Raw genomic sequence first — 16,306 nt, 5'->3', positions numbered from 1 at the left:
CGCTTGCAAGGATGTATCGCATGACGCCACCCTCAGATCTTAAGATCCTCAACGCAATCTACAAGCTGTACTACGAAGAGTTTAAAAACTTTACCCAAGCGCCCGATGTTCAAAATGGTCGGGTGAGTAAAATCTACGTTCCTATCAACTGCATGGTGATTGCTAAGGACCTGAACGTGGACAGTGACATCGTTTTTGGACGGCTCTATTACCATTTGGAGCAGAAGTATGGCTACAAGAAGGATGACGGTAGGGTTGCGTTCTTCTCTTTGGGTGTTGGCTCTGACAAACACTGCGTTAACTTTCCACTGCTTGCCTCTGTGCTCGCAGGCCTGCAGGAGGAAAGCAGCAAATTCCAATGGACGATAGTCCTTTCGGGCTTGGCTGTCGCCATATCAATTGTGGTGCCGCTGGTTACCGCGCTCTTGGACAAGCCGTGAGCAGTTTCGTGACTTTGACTGCTTTTGCTCATGCGGCGGCAGGATAAGCACACGTGCGTACTGTCTGTGTATTATCCTTAGCCTATTGCTAAACAGGGAGTTAGGTTGAAAATAGTAGATGGCTTCATTGCAACCATCAAAAACAGCGCACCTGCCCTTATAGAGCTTGCTAAGGATTTAGGCGAGGTAGCGCTTGATCATGGCGCGGGAGACGATGCTTTTAAAGAAATTCCGATTATCGGTACACTCATATCAATGCACAAGCTAGGTAATAGTATCAGTGCTGCATTGTTCGAGATAAAGCTAAATAGATTTCTGTCAGAGGTTGATGACGTCTCAAACCAAGAGCGCATCGATTTTCTAGACAAGCATTGTACCGACGCTGAGGCGATCAACCACCTTGGTGCGTCGACCCTGATGGTGCTGGACAAAATTGATCATCCGCAACTGGCATCTATGTTAGGAAAAGCGTTCGCCCTAATGATCATGGAGGTTATAGATAGAGCATCGTTCGATATGTACTGTCATGTCATAAAAAACTTAAATTCATATCTGATTCAGCAAATGCATAATCTATTCAAAATTGAATACTCAATCTCTGGAGATGTGCCTGCAGTTGTGTTTCTAGCAAATCTTGGTCTCTTTTATCTTGAAAAAATGCCTACATATGTAGGAGCAACAGAAATGCCTTCTGGCACCTATAGAAAAACGAGTTTTGGTATCGAGTTTTATAAGAACGTGATGTGAGAACCACAGAGGGTACATCTAGGTAGACTCCATCTTTATCATGCTGCCTTAGAGTATGAATATCTTCAATCAACGTTTGCGTATTGAGAGGCTCTCTATTGCAGTACCTTTCTGGAAAATAATTCACTATTTTGAGACTGTAACGGTCCGGTCTGTCCCTGCCCAATACCTTTGTTTAGTAATCCAGTTTCCTTCTTTGGCCTTTACTTATCTGCTCAGCAGAACATATAACGAAGCACTGTCGAGGGCGTTAACGACTTGAGGTTGAAGTGGATTAACTTGAGAGTAATTGCTCTCTCTAGGATTCCAGCTGGGGTGCAACTACGTGCCGGTATATCGCAACGGCATATCTGCACTTGATGCCTACCACGGGCGCAGTGCGTGTCGCTATCGCTTCCCCGCCTGCTCGTACACGGAGCTGCGCTCACGTTTACCGACGGCCAACACCAGGATGACAATTCGCTCATCTTCAACGCGGTACACCAGCCGATAGCCGGCGCCGCGCAATTTGATTTTGTAGCAATCCTTCATGCCGTGAAGCGCATCACCTGGCACGCGCGGTCCGGTCTGCCGTTCCTGTAGTTTTTTCAAGAACTGCAGGCGGACTGTGCCATCGAGCTTTCGCAGTTCTTTCAGCGCCTTCGGATCCCACTCGACGTTGTACTCATTGGCCATTGGCGATATCTGCCTCGGCCTCGCCAATGAGATCGTCGAGCGATACTTGAACCGGTGTTTCATTGGCGTCGAGCCGAGCCTTTACCAGTTGGACCAATTCCAGTTCATCCAGGCGTTCGACCATTGCTTCGTAAACGTTGGCAGGGACCATGTAACCCACAACGCGATTGTGGTTCAGCACAGCCACAGGCAAGCCGTTGGCGCCGCTCAAGACGGAGGACGGGTTCTTCTTGAGTTCGGATACGCTGACGGCTACATCAGCCAGGATATTTTGCATAAATAAGACTCCTTTACAGGTCTTTATTCTGGTCTTTTTATGCGTAAGCTGCAAACGCTCGGAGTCCAAGCTCTGCTGGACGGTCTGGAATTCGGACAATACCTTGCCAAAGTGACACCTGGCGGCGCACTTGAGGACTACGCGTCTCGATCAACAGAAAAGCGTAGCCACCGACAGCAGGCAAATGATCTGGACCGCCATCTGGCAGCGTATCTCGCCAATCGTTGTCGCCATACTGCTCATTTGACCGGCATACATAGCTGGAGCCCTCATTGTCGGCAATCGCACCGTGGATGATCCGCAGGACCATCAAGGCTAAGTATAGGGCCAATCCCGATTCCCTCCAGTTGCCAGGGCCTGCGCTGCCAATCTCGACAAAATTTATTGGTCTGCAGCAACAGTTTTTCTTGTTGGACACCTCCCACCTCAAGGCAGCAAAGTTGCCGCCACTGCTCGACCTTCCGGGTCAACAATAAAAAAACCGAGCCGACTGCACGCCACTTTCATGCTGTGAGCCCTTTGCTCACATCCTGCTGTAATGGCGCCGCAGCGCGCACTAAAGGACCTCTCCGCCATGCAAACTGTTGTGAACTTATGGCCGTTGATCGGCGTACTTGTCATCGTGGTCGGCTTTGTATTGCGCTTCAATCCGTTGCTGGTGGTGACCGCCGCCGCTATCGCTACCGGGCTCGCCGCCCATTTCCCGCTGGAAAAAATTCTCGCAACCATGGGTGATGGCTTCCTTCAAACCCGTGCGTTGCAATTGATCCTGTTATTACCGTTGGCGGTGATTGGCCTGTTGGAGCGTCATGGCCTGCGCCTGCATGCGCAGAACTGGATCGCCCGCTTCGAGCGCGCGACGGTCGGGCGTTTGCTGATCATCTATCTGTTCGTACGTGAAACGACCGCGGCCATGGGGCTGACCAGCCTGGGCGGGCATCCGCAGATGGTACGGCCATTGCTGGCGCCGATGGCCGAAGGGGCGGCGGAAAAGCGCTATGGCAAGCTGCCGGACAAACTGCGTCACAAGGTATTGGCCATGTGCGCCGCCACCGACAACGTGGGGCTGTTTTTTGGCGAGGACATCTTCGTCGCCTTTGGTGCGATCGCCTTGATGCACACCTTCCTGCTCGGCTCGGGGATTGATGTAGATCCGCTGCATATTGCGGTGTGGGGCATCCCCACGGCGATCTGTGCCTTTATCATTCACGCCATTCGCCTGCATCGGTTCGATCGCAGGTTGACCCGTGAGATGACCGCCGCCGCCCCGTCGGTGGAGGCCGCGCAATGATTATTTCCATTCAATACCTGTACTGGCTGGCCGGGGTGCTGTTGCTGATCACTGCCGGCATGATCTTGTTGGATCGCACCCACCCCAAGCGTTGGTCCAGCGCGCTGTTCTGGCTGCTGTTTGCCATTCCGTTCCTGGTGGGGGAGCGGCTGCCCTCGGTGGTCATAGGTGTCGGCGTTGTGGTGATGGCGTTGATTGCGGGCCTGGGCGGCGTTGGCCGTGGCCAGCACGCCGAACTGCACGTCAAGGCTTCCCGTGCCAGTGCCGGTCGCCTGGGTCACAAGCTATTTATCCCCGCGCTGGCGATTCCGCTGACCACGGTGATTGGCTCGGTATTGCTCAAGCACACCGAAGTCGGCGGTGTACCGCTGCTCGATCCGAAGAACACCACCTTCGTCTCGCTCGGCATCGGCTGCCTGATCGCCCTGGGACTGGCCTGCTGGTTGACCCGCGATACGCCGGTGCAAGCCTTGCGCGAATCGCGTCGCCTGACCGAAGCCCTTGGCTGGGCCATGGTGCTGCCACAGATGCTGGCAATGCTCGGGCTGTTGTTCAATGAAGCCGGGGTGGGCACGGCGGTCGCCCACGTCACCACCACGTACATCAACCTGGACTTCAAGTTGGTGGCGGTCATGGTGTATGTGCTGGGCATGGCCTTGTTTACCGTGATCATGGGCAACGGCTTTGCAGCCTTTCCGGTGATGACCGGTGGCGTCGGCGTGCCGGTACTGGTGGGGATCTACGGCGGCAACCCGGCGGTAATGGCGGCGATCGGCATGTTTTCCGGCTACTGCGGTACGCTGATGACGCCGATGGCGGCCAACTTCAATATCGTACCGGCCGCGCTGCTTGAGTTGCCAGACAAGAACGCGGTGATCAAGGCCCAATTGCCCACCGCATTGATGATGCTGGTGGTCAATATTGTGCTGCTTTATCTGTTGATGTGAGGCCAGGATGAATACCCTATTGCTGACAGGCTTCGAGCCTTTCGATCACGACGACGTGAACCCATCCTGGGAAGCGGTGCGCCAGTTGGAGGGAATGCAACTGAGCGATGACGTGCGGATCGTCGCACGCCGGTTGCCCTGTGCCTTTGCCACTGCTGCCGAAACCTTGATGGCGTTGATCGACGAATTACATCCGGTGATGGTCATCGCCACAGGCTTGGGCCCTGGGCGCAGTGACATTTCGATCGAGCGGGTCGCGATCAACGTCAATGATGCACGCATCCCGGATAACCTGGGCGCCCAGCCGATTGATACGGCGGTGGTAGAGGGTGGCCCGGCCGCTTACTTCTCGACATTGCCGATCAAGGGCATGGTCAGGGCGGTGCGAGAAGCGGGTATTGCTGCCTCGGTTTCGCAGACGGCGGGCACGTTCGTGTGTAATCAGGTGTTTTATCGATTGCAGCATGCGCTGGCGGGTTCAGCGGTGCGCAGTGGGTTTATCCATGTGCCGGGCTTGCCTGAGTCGGGTGAGCCGTCGATGGCGCTGCCGATGTTGGTGGAAGGCTTGCGCCTGGCGGTCGCGGCGGCCTGGCAGACTCAGGTGGATATTGTGGAAACAGGTGGGCGGGTAAGCTGATTCAGTACGCGGTGGGCTAAACCTCGACTACAGTTGATCAGGTATCCCCCTGGAAAAACTACATCATGATCAAGTGCCCGAAGTGTGTGTCGGTGGTGTTGTCGCTCGCATTGTTTGCAGGCAGCAGTATCGCCTTGGCTGATCCCGGCAATGGCAAAGGCCAGGGCAATAACAAAGGGAATAACCAGGCGGGGCAGGGCCACGGCAAGCCTGGTGGCAAAGGTTCGGCGGGTAATCGCGGCCCCAGCATTGATCGGGGCGGTGTGCTGAGCCTGGTGGGCGGTAACCGCGATTACTGGAGCCCTGGGCCTGCGCTGCCTCCGGGTATTCAGAAAAATCTGGCGCGCGGCAAACCGCTGCCGCCCGGTATCGCCAAGAAACTCGATGGTCGCCTGGCGGGGCGCCTGCCTCACTACGACGGGTATGAATGGCAGCAAGCCGGCACTGACTTGATTCTGGTAGCCATCGCCACCGGTATCATCTACGAAGTGCTCAACGGGGCTTTTGATTGACCCAGCGGTGCCTCACGCTTCCCGTGCGGGGAAAAACAACTCGAAACGCGTGACGCCACCTTCGCTGCTGACGCCATACCGCCCGTTGTGCAATTGCATGATGGTTGCCACGATCGACAGCCCCAGCCCATTGGACTGGGAGGACCGTTCGCGGGATTCATCCACCCGGTAAAACCGTTCGAACAACCGCGGTAGATGCTCGGCGGGAATGGTTTCACCGTGGTTACTGACCCTCAGGTTGACGCCCTCGTCATGTGCAATGGCCTGGATGCTCAGCGCCGAGCCCGGCGAACCATACTTGATGGCGTTGGCGCACAGGTTGGCCAGGGCACGCCGCAGGAGCATCGGCTCCGCCCATATCACGCCTTCGCCCTCGACCACGATGTGCATGCCCGCGTCAGCGGCCAACCCTTCGAAATAATCCGCGATGCGTTCCACTTCATCCGCAGCATCCAGCGCCTGGCGTTGGCGCAACGCGCTGGCAGGGTCGGTGCGCGCCAGAAACAGCATATTGTCGAGCATCCGCGCCAAGCGTTCGAGTTCTTCGACATTGGAGGCCAACAGCTGCTGGTAGCTTTCGATACTGCGCTGCTGTTGCAGGGCAACCTGGGTTTCGCCGAGCAGGTTGTTGATCGGCGTGCGCAGTTCATGAGCCATGTCGGTGGACACCTGGCCCAATTGCACAAAGCCCTTGGACAAGCGTTCAAGCATGGTGTTGAACGACTCGATCATCGGCAGCAATTCTTTGGGTGCGCCCTGGCCGTCGAGGCGCTCGGCCAGGTTGCCGACGCCGATCCCTTGCGCGTGCCGGGCGAGGCGGCGCAAGGGCAGCAAGCCGCGATGCACCAGCAGGTAACCGGCCAACGCCAGGACGATCGCAGCGATGCTCGCCAGGATATAAACGCTCAACCGATAGCTGGCGAGTACGGCGGTGCGCTCGGTCATCAGGCGGCCGCTGGTGACTTGCAGGCTGCCCAGGTCGCCCGAGTCGATGGTCGCGGCCACGGTTGAAAAAGGAATGCCGTTAAGCCCCGGCAAATGCTGCACATCGCTCAGCGCCAGTACGTGATCCCTGGGCACCGGTTTGACCGAGGGCAGCTCGATATTCGCCGGGTTCACCAGCAGCAACGGTTGTTGACCGGGGGCGCCGATACTCAATACGGATTCGCGGTTGCCCAGCATGTTCTGGAACAACTCGGGCTTTGTCTGGATCAGGCCCAGGGTATTGCTGTCGTTGAGCAGGTTGCGCAGTTGATCCACTCGGGCGACCAGCGCGGTATCGTCGCGGCGCACCAGCTCGCGCTCCAGCTCGCGGTACAGGGCCACGCCCAAGGTGGCCAGCAAGGCGAAGGCGAGCAAGGCGAAGATCAGCGCCAGGCGCAGGGTCAGCGAGTAGTGGCGAGCGCGGCTCATGGCTGGGTATCGAAGCGGTAGCCGATGCCCCGCACGCTGTGGATCAACTTGAGCTGGAACGGGTCATCGATTTTCAAGCGCAGGCGCCGCACGGCCACGTCGACCACATTGGTGTCACTGTCAAAATTCATGTCCCATACCCGCGAGGCAATCAGCGAGCGTGACAGCACCTGGTCCTGATGAGTGGCGAACAGATGCAGCAGGGCGAACTCTTTATTGGTCAGGGTAATGCGCGTGCCGGCGCGGGTGACGCGGCGCTTGAGCACGTCGATTTGCAGGTCGGCGATGTGCAGGTGTTCTTCTTCTCGCGTCGGGCCGCGTCGGGTCAGGGTGCGCAGGCGTGCGACCAGCTCGGCGAAGGAGAAGGGCTTGATCAGGTAGTCGTCGGCGCCCAGCTCCAGGCCTTTGATGCGGTCGGCGATGTCATCGCGGGCGGTGAGAAACAGTACCGGCGTGTCGGCTTCCTTGCGCAAGCGGCGCAGTACTTCCCAGCCATCCATCTTCGGCATCATCACGTCGAGCACTATCACGTCGAACGGGGTTTCCAGGGCCTGGTGCAATCCGTCCACGCCATCGCGGGCCAGGCTCACGCTGTAGCCCAGCTCCTGCAGGCCATTGAGCAGGTAATTGCCGGCCTTGGGTTCGTCTTCGACTACGAGGATGTTCATGGGAAAAGCCCTGGTTCGATGGGTTGCGCAAGTTTAGCCTGATCAATTGTCACTGGCGCAACCGGTGCCCTGCACGCGGTAGTCCAGCACATGCTCACGATCCTGGTGGTCCAGGTAGCGCAGTTGTGCCGGGACGATACCGCATTGGCCGTAGGAGTCGGTACTGGACAAAACCTTGGCGACATCCAGGTGGACGAAGAAGCCGGTCTGATCATGGATCACGGGCGCGGTTGAAGCGGTGTCGGCAGCGAATACCGAGCCGGTGGCGAGCAAGGCAGCAAAAGCGAGGGCAAAGCGTTTCATGGCGAGATCTCTGTTTAAAGTGGCTGCCGGGGTTGGCAGTGAATTCACAGTAACCAGGCGACCCGAACAGCTAACCAACAGGATGATGACAAGTTCGTCATTCAAGGTTTAACGCTGGCGCCTCGCAGCGTTTACAAGTGCCGAGGTGAACCGTAGATTGCGTGGGGTCGATCATTGCTTGAACCCATGGAGAAGCCGCGTAGTGTCCAGTCGAAATCCAGCCGTATTCAGTCAGCGTTACCGTGCCTTCCTGTTCGATATGGACGGCACCCTGCTCAATTCCATCGCCGCTGCCGAGCGTGTATGGAGCCGCTGGGCTGAACGCCATGGGCTGGATGTGCAGGCTTTCCTGACGACCATTCATGGCGCCCGCGCGATTGATACGATCAGGCGCCAGGGGTTGCCGGGTGTGGATCCCGAGGCGGAGGCGGCGTGGATTACCGAGGCTGAATTGAACGACGTCGAGGGTGTCGTGGCGCTTGCCGGCGCGGTCCCGTTCCTGAACTGCTTGCCGGCCGATCAGTGGGCACTGGTCACGTCTGCGCCCAAGGCACTGGCGTTGCGTCGAATGCAAGCGGCGGGTATTTCTATGCCGGCGGTAATGGTGACGGCCGAAGATGTCGCCAGCGGCAAGCCGGATCCTGCGTGTTACGTGCTTGGCGCCCAGCGCCTGGGCGTGCCGGTGCAGGATTGCCTGGTGTTCGAGGATGCGAGGGTAGGCATTCGAGCAGCAGAAGCGGCGGGAGCGGACGTGATGGTAGTGACCTCGACGCACCTGGCGCCCATGGCGACTGAACATGCCTGTATCGAGGGATATGAGGGGTTGCAAGTCGTGCGAGAAGCGGATGGCCTGCTGACGCTGCGAGAAAAGATAGACAGTCAGCGTGCGGTTTTTTGATGGGCGCGATGCGCCTCGCGCTGGCACAGCTTACGCAAAATAGTCTTCTGAATCGGCTTGAGACAGAACGCAAACAGGTAGGCACACAAGAGTAAGGCGAGGTCCAGCCAGGAGTGGTCTGCGGTGTCGACAGCCGCCTCGGCTTCCAATCGCAGGCCATACCCGAGCGCCAGAAAGACCAGCCCTATCAGCAGGGCGATCGTCCAGGAAAGGGAAACCATGGGCTGTGTGACGGTTGGCCTCATCGACGTGCTCCTGAATGCACTCGGACCGCAGGATGACGTGGGATTTGGCTGCAAATGATGCAACAAGTTCCGGGGAGCATGGCAGTTTCATCTTGCAGCGCAGGCCGATGTACGAGGCGCATAGCTCGGGTAGAAAAAGAACGGGTCAATCGGGGTTTTCGCCAGCCGTTACGGTGAAGCAAAAGGCTGGCTACTGGAGGTGCTTCAAGGCGTCTGGTTTTTGTCCGGCGCAGTGAGGCCGGCCTGGATGCGCTGATAAATTTCCTCGCGGTGCACGGCAACATCCTTGGGGGCGTTGATGCCGATTCGTACTTGCTGGCCGCTAACGCCCAGGATGGTGATCGTAATGTCATCACCGATGTTTATGCTTTCACCAACTTTGCGGGTGAGTATAAGCATGGACTTCTCCTTGATTACTTTTAAGGACACATGTTCAGACAGGGCAGGTGTCGGATGTGCGTAGCTTACTGCGAAGCGCTTCCCTGTGACTGCCTCTTTTAGGACGCATAGAGGCGACATTAATTCCCATGGCGGCATCATACAGGTCGCGATACATCATTCGCATTGTTTAAGCCAATGTTTATGACGGCCAGAATAGACAGTGAATGGTAAAGTCGCCTCTTTATCTTCAAAGGAGCAGGGCAGTGCGTAAAGTAGCGATGGCAATTGCGGTGTTGGCGTTGGCCGGATGCGGCGAAGGTAAACCTGTCGATGCGCCCAAGGCCAAGCCTGTCGTGACCCAAAGCCAGCCACAAACCGGTGCGATTGCCGCTCAAGAATGGGATGTATGGGTGGGCCCGCCGGATCACAAGCTGCAGGCGATCACGGACCTGACCGCCTGGTTGCTGGAGCATGGTTTCAATTTTTATATCGTCAAGGTCGACGGCAAGGATCAGGTCCTGCTGGGCCCGTTTGCGAGCAAGGCCGAGGCTGAGGCCAAGCAGACCCTGCTCAACGAAAAGATGGCGCGGGCCAAGAAAAACGACACCGTGTCAGAGGTCATCGAACACAAGGTCACCCAGTAACAAGCCGGGTGGGCGGGTTTTGCGCCCACTTTCAGCCACAGGCCTTCAGGTTCACCGGGCCGACGAACTCATTGCCACGGCCCATCACACAGCCCACGGTCTGGTTGCGCTGGCGCTCCCAGGCTTGCACCGGGTAGGTCTTGTTCCAGGCTTCATACAGCTGGCGATCCTGTTTCGACAGGCGCAGGCCGTATTGCTTGCTCATATAAAAATAGGTGCGCGCGATCATTCCGCGGATGGACGGACGCGGCATGACCTTCTTGGCCTTGAAGTCCACTTGCGTCAGGCATGAGCCGTATTGCCCGCTTTGCACCGGCAGCCAGCCGAAGCTGAAGTTGTTGCGGTCGCCATTCACCTCGCCGATGCTCGGCACCAGGTTATGCAGGTCCGCTTCGGCGCGCTTGAACACGTCGTCATGGCGCGTGCAGTTTTTACGCCCGCCATTTTGCCAGCACTGACGTTGATGGCCGATCTGCCAGGCGGGCACGATGTGTTCCCACTCGATGCGTGCGGCGCGGTTGGCGTTCTTGCGCGGGATGTAGCCACAGGCTTTCAGGTCTATACGGTTACCGGTGTATTTGCAGCCGCAGTAGAACTCGGTGGACTGCGGAGCGTAGAGCTTCCAGGCGATTTTTTTGGCTTCACTGAAAGTGCGGGGGCTTGGGCGTTGGCGGTGACGGCAAACAACAGGCAGCACACAGCAAAAAAACGGACACTCATTCAATCAATCTTCCTTCGGCACAACCCAGAAAATCTGCACGCCGCCGTCATCCCTGTAGGCGAGGGTGACGTTGTCGTTTTCCGCAATCTCTTCAAGCAAGCGCGCCCATTCGTCTTCGGGCTCATCCGGCAGGCGGAAGATCAGCGCCGCCTTGGCCTTCTGCGCGTTGGTCGAATTGATGATTTTTTGGACGCGAATAGCCAGGCGCTGGTAGGCATCTGGCGGTGCGGGTGCTGCGGAGGAGGGCTTTGCCACGGAGTATTCCTTAGTAAGCTGTACGCACATACAGTATTTAACTGTAGGTAATTTCGCAACTGCTTAAATTCAAAGAACTCCGTCTGACAGCGAATTTGGAAATTTGCTGTGATTTTTTGCGAGGAACTGTAGGAGCGAACTCGCTCCTACAGATAAAGCCTGGAATCAATACTCCCAGAACATCCGTTGCAGCTCTTTGCTGTCCTGGGTCTTGGTCAGGGCGACCATCGCCAGGATGCGCGCTTTCTGCGGGTTCAGGTCAAGGGCGGCGACCCAGTCGTATTTGTCGTCTGGTTGCTCTGCGTTACGCAGCACCATGCCGCCGGCATTGACGTGGGAAGAGCGAATGATCTGCACGCCTTGCTTGCGCAATTCCACCAGCGCGGGAACGACCTTGGACGACACTGAGCCATTGCCGGTGCCTGCATGGATGATCGCCTTGGCACCCGCTTGGGCCAGGGCCTTGTAGGCAGTGTCGCTCACGTTGCCGTAGCCGTAGGCAATTTCGACGTCGGGCAGGCTCTTGATGGTCTTGATGTCGAATTCCGAATCCATGGTGTGACGCTTGGCCGGCAGGCGGAACCAGTAGGATTTGCCTTCAACGACCATGCCCAGCGGGCCCCACGGGCTCTTGAAAGCCTCGGTCTTGATATTGATCATCTTGCTCACGTCGCGACCCGACTGGATCTCGTCGTTCATGGTCACCAGCACGCCTTTGCCCCGTGCGTCCTTGCTGCCTGCGACGGCAACGGCGTTGTACAGGTTGAGCATGCCGTCTGCCGACATGGCGGTACCAGGGCGCATGGAGCCGACCACCACGATAGGCTTGTCGGTTTTTTCAACCAGGTTGAGGAAGTAGGCGGTTTCTTCGAGGGTGTCGGTACCGTGGGTGATCACAATGCCATCCACGTCCTTGTCGTCAGCCAATTCGGCGACGCGGCGACCCAGTTGCAGCAGGTTGTCGTTGTTGATGCTTTCCGAAGCAATTTGCATCACTTGTTCGCCGCGTACATTGGCGATCTGGCTAAGCTCAGGAACACCCGCGATCAATTGTTCGATGCCGACTTTGGCGGCCTGGTAAGTGGCGCTGTTGGCCGCACTGGCGCCAGCCCCGGCAATGGTGCCGCCAGTGGCGAGGATCACCACGTTGGAAAGCTTGGTCTTGGTGTCGACTTCTTTTGCCTGAGCGGCAACCGGGAACAGCAGCAGGAGGGCCAGCGCCCCAGGAACAAAGGTCTTCAATGCAGATTTCATTATTTTTCTCTCTGGTTTTTGATGAGTGCGGTAGCAGGTTCATCCAGAACACCCGGGCGACTCTGAACGCCTCGAGGTGCTGAGAAAGAGCAGGATTTGTACCAAGCCAATCATGCTCGGAGCGATAAAATAAGCTATTGATTTAAAACAACTTAAATGGGATTTTCAGTCTGGGCTGACGCGACGCCGTCCGGCTTTCCGAACGGAAGGCGCTTCGCTGTTCGGTTGTCCGAAAGCCAGCTCGGGTTGGCGCAGGTTATGTATGAGATCGTCGTTGCGCCTGTCGTTTCAACCAACGGGAAAAGGGCAGGGTGGGTTCAGGATGAAAGGTGAACGACTGCCGTTGACAAATCTCGACAAGGTTCTCATAGTTCTGACAACGCAAACGTTTGCGAGATGTTTCTTCGGCGCGAGCGTTGCTCACAATAATCATAAGATCGGAGTACACCCATGAAGCTGCCATTTGCAGGACGTCTTCTTGCTGTCGCTGTGCTTGCCGCCGCATCCGCTGCCCTGCCTCTCTCTTCTGCTTTCGCTGACGACGCCGCCGCCAAACCCAAGGTTGGCCTGGTGATGAAGTCCCTTGCCAACGAATTTTTCGTGACCATGCAGGAGGGCGCCAAGGATTACCAGAAATCCCACGCCGCCGACTTCGACATGATCACCAACGGCATCAAGAACGAAACCGACACCAGCGCGCAGATCGATATCGTCAACCAGATGATTCTGGCCAAGGTCAACGCCATTGTCATTGCACCCGCCGACTCCAAAGCGCTGGTCACCGTGCTGAAGAAAGCCTCGGATGCCGGCATCAAGGTGGTCAACATCGATAACCGTCTGGACCCGGACGTGCTGAAAAGCAAAAAACTCGATATTCCCTTCGTCGGCCCGGACAACCGCAAAGGCTCCAAGCTGGTGGGTGACTACCTGGCCAAGCAACTGGCCGCAGGCGACAAGGTCGGTATCATCGAAGGCGTACCGACCACCACCAACGCCCAGCAGCGCACCGCAGGCTTCAAGGATGCGATGGATGCTGCAGGCATGAAGATCGTCTCCACCCAATCCGGTAACTGGGAAATCGACCAGGGCCAGAAAGTCGCATCGGCGATGCTGAGCGAATACCCGGACCTCAAGGCACTGCTGGCCGGTAACGACAACATGGCCCTGGGCGCAGTCTCCGCCGTACGTGCGGCAGGCAAGGCCGGTAAAGTGCTGGTAGTGGGCTATGACAACATCGAAGCCATCAAGCCGATGCTGCAGGACAGTCGCGTACTGGCGACCGCCGACCAGGCCGCTGCCCAGCAAGCTGTGTTCGGCATCCAGAACGCGCTCAAGCTGGTCAAGGGCGAGAAGGTCGATGCCACCGACGGCGTGATCGAAACCCCGGTCGAACTCGTCCTCAAGAAGTAATCCCGGCAGTAGCCAACAGCGCCCGCTCGTCCTGAGCGGGCGCCTGGAGATTTTCCTATGTCATCTTCCGCCCCGAACGCTGTCCTCTCGGTCAGCGGTATCGGTAAGACCTATGCCCAACCGGTTCTGTCCGACATCACGCTCACGCTCAATCGCGGTGAAGTGCTGGCGTTGACCGGTGAAAACGGCGCAGGCAAAAGCACCTTGTCGAAGATCATCGGCGGGCTCGTCACGCCAACCACCGGGAACATGCAGTTCAATGGCCAGGCCTATCAACCCGGCAGCCGCACCCAGGCCGAAGCGCTGGGTGTGCGCATGGTCATGCAGGAACTCAACCTGCTGCCAACGCTGACGGTGGCTGAAAACCTGTTCCTGCATAACCTGCCCAGCCGTGGTGGCTGGATCAGCCGCAAACAGCTGCGCAAAGCCGCGACCGAAGCCATGGCCCAGGTTGGCCTGGACGCCATCGACCCGGACACGCTGGTCGGCAGCCTGGGCATTGGCCATCAACAAATGGTCGAGATTGCCCGCAACCTGATCGGCGACTGCCACGTACTGATTCTCGACGAACCTACGGCAATGCTCACTGCCCGTGAAGTCGAGATGCTGTTCGAACAAATCACTCGCCTGCAGGCCCGAGGCGTGGCGATTATTTATATTTCGCACCGGCTGGAAGAGTTGGCCCGTGTGGCCCAGCGCATTGCGGTATTGCGCGATGGCAAGCTGGTGTGTGTCGAGCCGATGGTCAATTACAACAGCGAACAATTGGTGACGCTGATGGTGGGGCGCGAGTTGGGCGAGCATATCGACCTGGGCCCACGCACCATCGGCGGACCGGCCCTGACGGTCACAGGCCTGACGCGCTCGGACAAGGTCCGTGACGTGTCGTTCCAGGTGCGCGCGGGTGAAATCTACGGTATTTCCGGCCTGATCGGCGCCGGTCGTACCGAGTTGCTGCGCCTGATTTTCGGCGCCGACCCGGCCGACAGCGGCACCGTGGCGCTGGGGCCGCAGGCCAATGTAGTGAGCATTCGCTCCCCGGTCGATGCGGTCGGTCATGGCATTGCCCTGATCACCGAGGACCGCAAGGGTGAAGGCCTGCTGCTGACCCAGTCGATCAGCGCCAACATCGCCCTGGGCAACATGCCGGAAATCTCCGCTGGCGGGCTGGTGAACAGCCGCGATGAAACCGCCTTGGCCAAGCGCCAGATCGACGCCATGCGTATCCGCAGTTCCAGCCCGGCGCAGTTGGTTTCCGAACTGTCGGGCGGTAACCAGCAGAAGGTGGTGATTGGCCGCTGGCTGGAGCGTGATTGTTCGGTGATGCTGTTCGATGAGCCCACCCGAGGTATCGACGTGGGTGCCAAATTCGACATTTACGCCTTGCTCGGCGAGTTGACGCGCCAGGGCAAAGCGCTGGTCGTGGTCTCCAGTGACCTGCGCGAGCTGATGCTGATCTGTGACCGCATCGGCGTATTGTCCGCCGGGCGCCTGATCGAGACCTTCGAGCGCGACAGCTGGACCCAGGACGAATTGCTCGCCGCCGCCTTTGCCGGCTATCAGAAACGTGATGCGCTGCTCAACGATGCAGCGCCTAGGAATACCCCATGAAAACAACCACTTCCCCCGGTAAGACTGGCGGCAACTTCTACGGCCTGGGTACCTACCTGGGGCTGGCAGGTGCATTGCTGGCAATGATTGCGCTGTTCTCGGTGCTCAGCGATCACTTCCTGTCCTATGACACGTTCAGCACCCTGGCCAACCAGATTCCGGACCTGATGGTACTGGCGGTGGGCATGACCTTCATCCTGATCATCGGTGGCATCGACCTGTCGGTGGGCTCGGTACTGGCGTTGGCGGCGTCGGCGGTCAGCGTGGCGATTCTGAGCTGGGGCTGGAGCGTATTGCCGGCCGCCGTGCTGGGCATGGGCTGCGCCGCATTGGCCGGCACACTCACCGGTTCCATCACCGTGGCCTGGCGGATCCCGTCCTTTATCGTGTCCCTCGGCGTGCTGGAGATGGCCCGGGGCGTGGCGTACCAGATGACCGGCTCGCGCACCGCTTATATCGGTGACTCGTTTGCCTGGCTGTCCAACCCGATTGCGTTCGGGATCTCGCCGTCGTTCATCATTGCGTTGCTGGTGATCATCGCCGCCCAGTTGGTGCTGACCCGCACCGTGTTTGGTCGCTACCTGATCGGTATCGGCACCAATGAAGAGGCGGTGCGCCTGGCCGGCATCAACCCCAAACCCTACAAGATCCTGGTGTTCAGCCTGATGGGCCTGCTGGCCGGTGTAGCCGCGCTGTTCCAGATCTCGCGCCTGGAAGCGGCGGATCCGAATGCCGGCTCGGGCCTGGAACTGCAAGTGATCGCTGCTGTGGTGATCGGCGGTACCAGCCTGATGGGCGGGCGCGGTTCGGTCATCAGCACCTTTTTTGGTGTGCTGATTATTTCGGTATTGGCTGCGGGCCTGGCACAGATCGGCGCGACAGAACCGACCAAACGCATCATTACCGGTGCGGTGATCGTGATCGCCGTGGTCCTTGATACTTACCGCAGCCAGCGCGCCAGTCGGCGGGGCTGAACC

General features: G+C 58.0%; 21 protein-coding genes. 11 read left to right on the top strand and 10 right to left on the bottom strand.

Features of this window, described 5'->3' with window-relative positions:
* The first annotated feature begins 20 nt into the window (after nt 1–20).
* On the top strand, nt 21–440 hold the full coding sequence (locus C4J87_RS16585) for a hypothetical protein (protein ID WP_177412798.1): 420 nt from the start codon (nt 21–23) through the stop codon (nt 438–440).
* A gap of 105 nt (nt 441–545) precedes the next feature.
* Entirely contained in the window at nt 546–1,187 is a 642-nt protein-coding gene (locus C4J87_RS16580; RefSeq protein WP_124367665.1) for a hypothetical protein, read from the top strand.
* Nucleotides 1,188–1,574: 387 nt separating this feature from the next.
* On the opposite strand, the gene C4J87_RS16575 is transcribed toward C4J87_RS16580, so the two are convergent.
* Both C4J87_RS16575 and C4J87_RS16570 read right to left on the bottom strand, forming a co-directional pair.
* A complete protein-coding gene (locus C4J87_RS16575; RefSeq protein WP_124367664.1) occupies nt 1,575–1,862 on the bottom strand; it encodes a type II toxin-antitoxin system RelE/ParE family toxin in 288 nt (95 codons plus the stop codon).
* Nucleotides 1,852–2,139, bottom strand: coding sequence for a type II toxin-antitoxin system Phd/YefM family antitoxin (locus tag C4J87_RS16570; RefSeq protein ID WP_124367663.1), 288 nt, complete (start codon nt 2,137–2,139; stop codon nt 1,852–1,854). The genes C4J87_RS16575 and C4J87_RS16570 overlap by 11 nt, the downstream gene beginning before the upstream one ends.
* A gap of 574 nt (nt 2,140–2,713) precedes the next feature.
* Between C4J87_RS16570 and C4J87_RS16565 the strand changes: the two genes are divergently transcribed.
* The 4 genes from C4J87_RS16565 to C4J87_RS16550 all read left to right on the top strand — a co-directional run bounded on the left by C4J87_RS16565 (nt 2,714) and on the right by C4J87_RS16550 (nt 5,526).
* A complete protein-coding gene (locus tag C4J87_RS16565) occupies nt 2,714–3,430 on the top strand; it encodes a DUF969 domain-containing protein (RefSeq protein WP_124367662.1) in 717 nt (238 codons plus the stop codon).
* Entirely contained in the window at nt 3,427–4,377 is a 951-nt protein-coding gene (locus C4J87_RS16560; protein ID WP_124367661.1) for a DUF979 domain-containing protein, read from the top strand. The genes C4J87_RS16565 and C4J87_RS16560 overlap by 4 nt, the downstream gene beginning before the upstream one ends.
* Nucleotides 4,378–4,384: 7 nt before the next feature.
* Complete coding sequence (gene pcp / locus C4J87_RS16555; protein WP_124367660.1) at nt 4,385–5,014, top strand: pyroglutamyl-peptidase I; 630 nt, start codon at nt 4,385–4,387, stop codon at nt 5,012–5,014.
* Nucleotides 5,015–5,079: 65 nt separating this feature from the next.
* Nucleotides 5,080–5,526, top strand: a complete 447-nt coding sequence (locus tag C4J87_RS16550) for an anti-virulence regulator CigR family protein (protein WP_124367659.1) — start codon at nt 5,080–5,082, stop codon at nt 5,524–5,526.
* 12 nt (nt 5,527–5,538) lie between these two features.
* On the opposite strand, the gene C4J87_RS16545 is transcribed toward C4J87_RS16550, so the two are convergent.
* Genes C4J87_RS16545 through C4J87_RS16535 form a run of 3 tightly spaced genes read right to left on the bottom strand, consistent with a single transcriptional unit; the run spans nt 5,539 to nt 7,910 of the window.
* A complete protein-coding gene (locus C4J87_RS16545) occupies nt 5,539–6,939 on the bottom strand; it encodes a heavy metal sensor histidine kinase (RefSeq protein ID WP_124367658.1) in 1,401 nt (466 codons plus the stop codon).
* Entirely contained in the window at nt 6,936–7,607 is a 672-nt protein-coding gene (locus C4J87_RS16540) for a heavy metal response regulator transcription factor (RefSeq protein ID WP_124367657.1), read from the bottom strand. The genes C4J87_RS16545 and C4J87_RS16540 overlap by 4 nt, the downstream gene beginning before the upstream one ends.
* 42 nt (nt 7,608–7,649) lie before the next feature.
* Complete coding sequence (locus C4J87_RS16535; RefSeq protein WP_124367656.1) at nt 7,650–7,910, bottom strand: DUF2790 domain-containing protein; 261 nt, start codon at nt 7,908–7,910, stop codon at nt 7,650–7,652.
* Between the two features lie 202 nt (nt 7,911–8,112).
* Between C4J87_RS16535 and C4J87_RS16530 the strand changes: the two genes are divergently transcribed.
* Nucleotides 8,113–8,808: an HAD family hydrolase gene (locus C4J87_RS16530; protein ID WP_124367655.1), complete on the top strand. Its 696-nt coding sequence runs from the start codon at nt 8,113–8,115 to the stop codon at nt 8,806–8,808.
* Here C4J87_RS16530 and C4J87_RS16525 read toward each other — a convergent pair.
* Nucleotides 8,790–9,053 (bottom strand): hypothetical protein, encoded by a 264-nt coding sequence (locus tag C4J87_RS16525; RefSeq protein WP_124367654.1) that lies wholly within the window; start codon nt 9,051–9,053, stop codon nt 8,790–8,792. The genes C4J87_RS16530 and C4J87_RS16525 overlap by 19 nt on opposite strands.
* Nucleotides 9,054–9,257: 204 nt before the next feature.
* Nucleotides 9,258–9,452, bottom strand: coding sequence for a carbon storage regulator CsrA (gene csrA, locus C4J87_RS16520; protein ID WP_003192511.1), 195 nt, complete (start codon nt 9,450–9,452; stop codon nt 9,258–9,260).
* A 260-nt stretch (nt 9,453–9,712) separates the two neighbouring features.
* Here csrA and C4J87_RS16515 point away from each other — a divergent pair, with 260 nt between their 5' ends.
* Entirely contained in the window at nt 9,713–10,078 is a 366-nt protein-coding gene (locus tag C4J87_RS16515; protein ID WP_124368997.1) for an SPOR domain-containing protein, read from the top strand.
* A gap of 31 nt (nt 10,079–10,109) precedes the next feature.
* On the opposite strand, the gene C4J87_RS16510 is transcribed toward C4J87_RS16515, so the two are convergent.
* From C4J87_RS16510 to C4J87_RS16500, 3 genes are all read right to left on the bottom strand, one after another.
* The gene (locus tag C4J87_RS16510; protein WP_372238419.1) at nt 10,110–10,802 is read right to left on the bottom strand and encodes an endonuclease; all 693 of its coding nucleotides are present in this window, start codon (nt 10,800–10,802) and stop codon (nt 10,110–10,112) included.
* Nucleotides 10,803–11,054: a DUF1654 domain-containing protein gene (locus tag C4J87_RS16505; RefSeq protein ID WP_124404699.1), complete on the bottom strand. Its 252-nt coding sequence runs from the start codon at nt 11,052–11,054 to the stop codon at nt 10,803–10,805.
* A 165-nt stretch (nt 11,055–11,219) separates the two neighbouring features.
* Nucleotides 11,220–12,308: an asparaginase gene (locus tag C4J87_RS16500; protein WP_124367653.1), complete on the bottom strand. Its 1,089-nt coding sequence runs from the start codon at nt 12,306–12,308 to the stop codon at nt 11,220–11,222.
* 450 nt (nt 12,309–12,758) lie between these two features.
* On the opposite strand from C4J87_RS16500, the gene C4J87_RS16495 reads away from it, so the two are divergent.
* Genes C4J87_RS16495 through C4J87_RS16485 form a run of 3 tightly spaced genes read left to right on the top strand, consistent with a single transcriptional unit; the run spans nt 12,759 to nt 16,303 of the window.
* Complete coding sequence (locus C4J87_RS16495; protein ID WP_124367652.1) at nt 12,759–13,718, top strand: sugar ABC transporter substrate-binding protein; 960 nt, start codon at nt 12,759–12,761, stop codon at nt 13,716–13,718.
* A 57-nt stretch (nt 13,719–13,775) separates the two neighbouring features.
* A complete protein-coding gene (locus tag C4J87_RS16490) occupies nt 13,776–15,329 on the top strand; it encodes a sugar ABC transporter ATP-binding protein (RefSeq protein WP_124367651.1) in 1,554 nt (517 codons plus the stop codon).
* Nucleotides 15,326–16,303 (top strand): ABC transporter permease, encoded by a 978-nt coding sequence (locus tag C4J87_RS16485; protein WP_003174987.1) that lies wholly within the window; start codon nt 15,326–15,328, stop codon nt 16,301–16,303. The genes C4J87_RS16490 and C4J87_RS16485 overlap by 4 nt, the downstream gene beginning before the upstream one ends.
* Nucleotides 16,304–16,306 lie beyond the last annotated feature (3 nt).

It is taken from the genome of Pseudomonas sp. R1-43-08, assembly GCF_003852255.1.
GTDB lineage: Bacteria > Pseudomonadota > Gammaproteobacteria > Pseudomonadales > Pseudomonadaceae > Aquipseudomonas.
The sequence above is the reverse complement of the archived record's forward strand: the minus strand, read 5'-3'. Positions and strand labels throughout refer to the sequence as shown.

What these genes read in the sequence shown, in the direction of transcription:
- C4J87_RS16585 (WP_177412798.1), top strand. Translation starts at nt 21, where the DNA reads ATGACGCCACCCTCAGATCTTAAGATCCTCAACGCAATCTACAAGCTG.
- C4J87_RS16575 (WP_124367664.1), bottom strand. Translation starts at nt 1,862, where the DNA reads ATGGCCAATGAGTACAACGTCGAGTGGGATCCGAAGGCGCTGAAAGAA.
- C4J87_RS16570 (WP_124367663.1), bottom strand. Translation starts at nt 2,139, where the DNA reads ATGCAAAATATCCTGGCTGATGTAGCCGTCAGCGTATCCGAACTCAAG.
- C4J87_RS16565 (WP_124367662.1), top strand. Translation starts at nt 2,714, where the DNA reads ATGCAAACTGTTGTGAACTTATGGCCGTTGATCGGCGTACTTGTCATC.
- C4J87_RS16560 (WP_124367661.1), top strand. Translation starts at nt 3,427, where the DNA reads ATGATTATTTCCATTCAATACCTGTACTGGCTGGCCGGGGTGCTGTTG.
- pcp (WP_124367660.1), top strand. Translation starts at nt 4,385, where the DNA reads ATGAATACCCTATTGCTGACAGGCTTCGAGCCTTTCGATCACGACGAC.
- C4J87_RS16550 (WP_124367659.1), top strand. Translation starts at nt 5,080, where the DNA reads ATGATCAAGTGCCCGAAGTGTGTGTCGGTGGTGTTGTCGCTCGCATTG.
- C4J87_RS16545 (WP_124367658.1), bottom strand. Translation starts at nt 6,939, where the DNA reads ATGAGCCGCGCTCGCCACTACTCGCTGACCCTGCGCCTGGCGCTGATC.
- C4J87_RS16540 (WP_124367657.1), bottom strand. Translation starts at nt 7,607, where the DNA reads ATGAACATCCTCGTAGTCGAAGACGAACCCAAGGCCGGCAATTACCTG.
- C4J87_RS16535 (WP_124367656.1), bottom strand. Translation starts at nt 7,910, where the DNA reads ATGAAACGCTTTGCCCTCGCTTTTGCTGCCTTGCTCGCCACCGGCTCG.
- C4J87_RS16525 (WP_124367654.1), bottom strand. Translation starts at nt 9,053, where the DNA reads ATGAGGCCAACCGTCACACAGCCCATGGTTTCCCTTTCCTGGACGATC.
- csrA (WP_003192511.1), bottom strand. Translation starts at nt 9,452, where the DNA reads ATGCTTATACTCACCCGCAAAGTTGGTGAAAGCATAAACATCGGTGAT.
- C4J87_RS16515 (WP_124368997.1), top strand. Translation starts at nt 9,713, where the DNA reads ATGGCAATTGCGGTGTTGGCGTTGGCCGGATGCGGCGAAGGTAAACCT.
- C4J87_RS16500 (WP_124367653.1), bottom strand. Translation starts at nt 12,308, where the DNA reads ATGAAATCTGCATTGAAGACCTTTGTTCCTGGGGCGCTGGCCCTCCTG.
- C4J87_RS16495 (WP_124367652.1), top strand. Translation starts at nt 12,759, where the DNA reads ATGAAGCTGCCATTTGCAGGACGTCTTCTTGCTGTCGCTGTGCTTGCC.
- C4J87_RS16490 (WP_124367651.1), top strand. Translation starts at nt 13,776, where the DNA reads ATGTCATCTTCCGCCCCGAACGCTGTCCTCTCGGTCAGCGGTATCGGT.
- C4J87_RS16485 (WP_003174987.1), top strand. Translation starts at nt 15,326, where the DNA reads ATGAAAACAACCACTTCCCCCGGTAAGACTGGCGGCAACTTCTACGGC.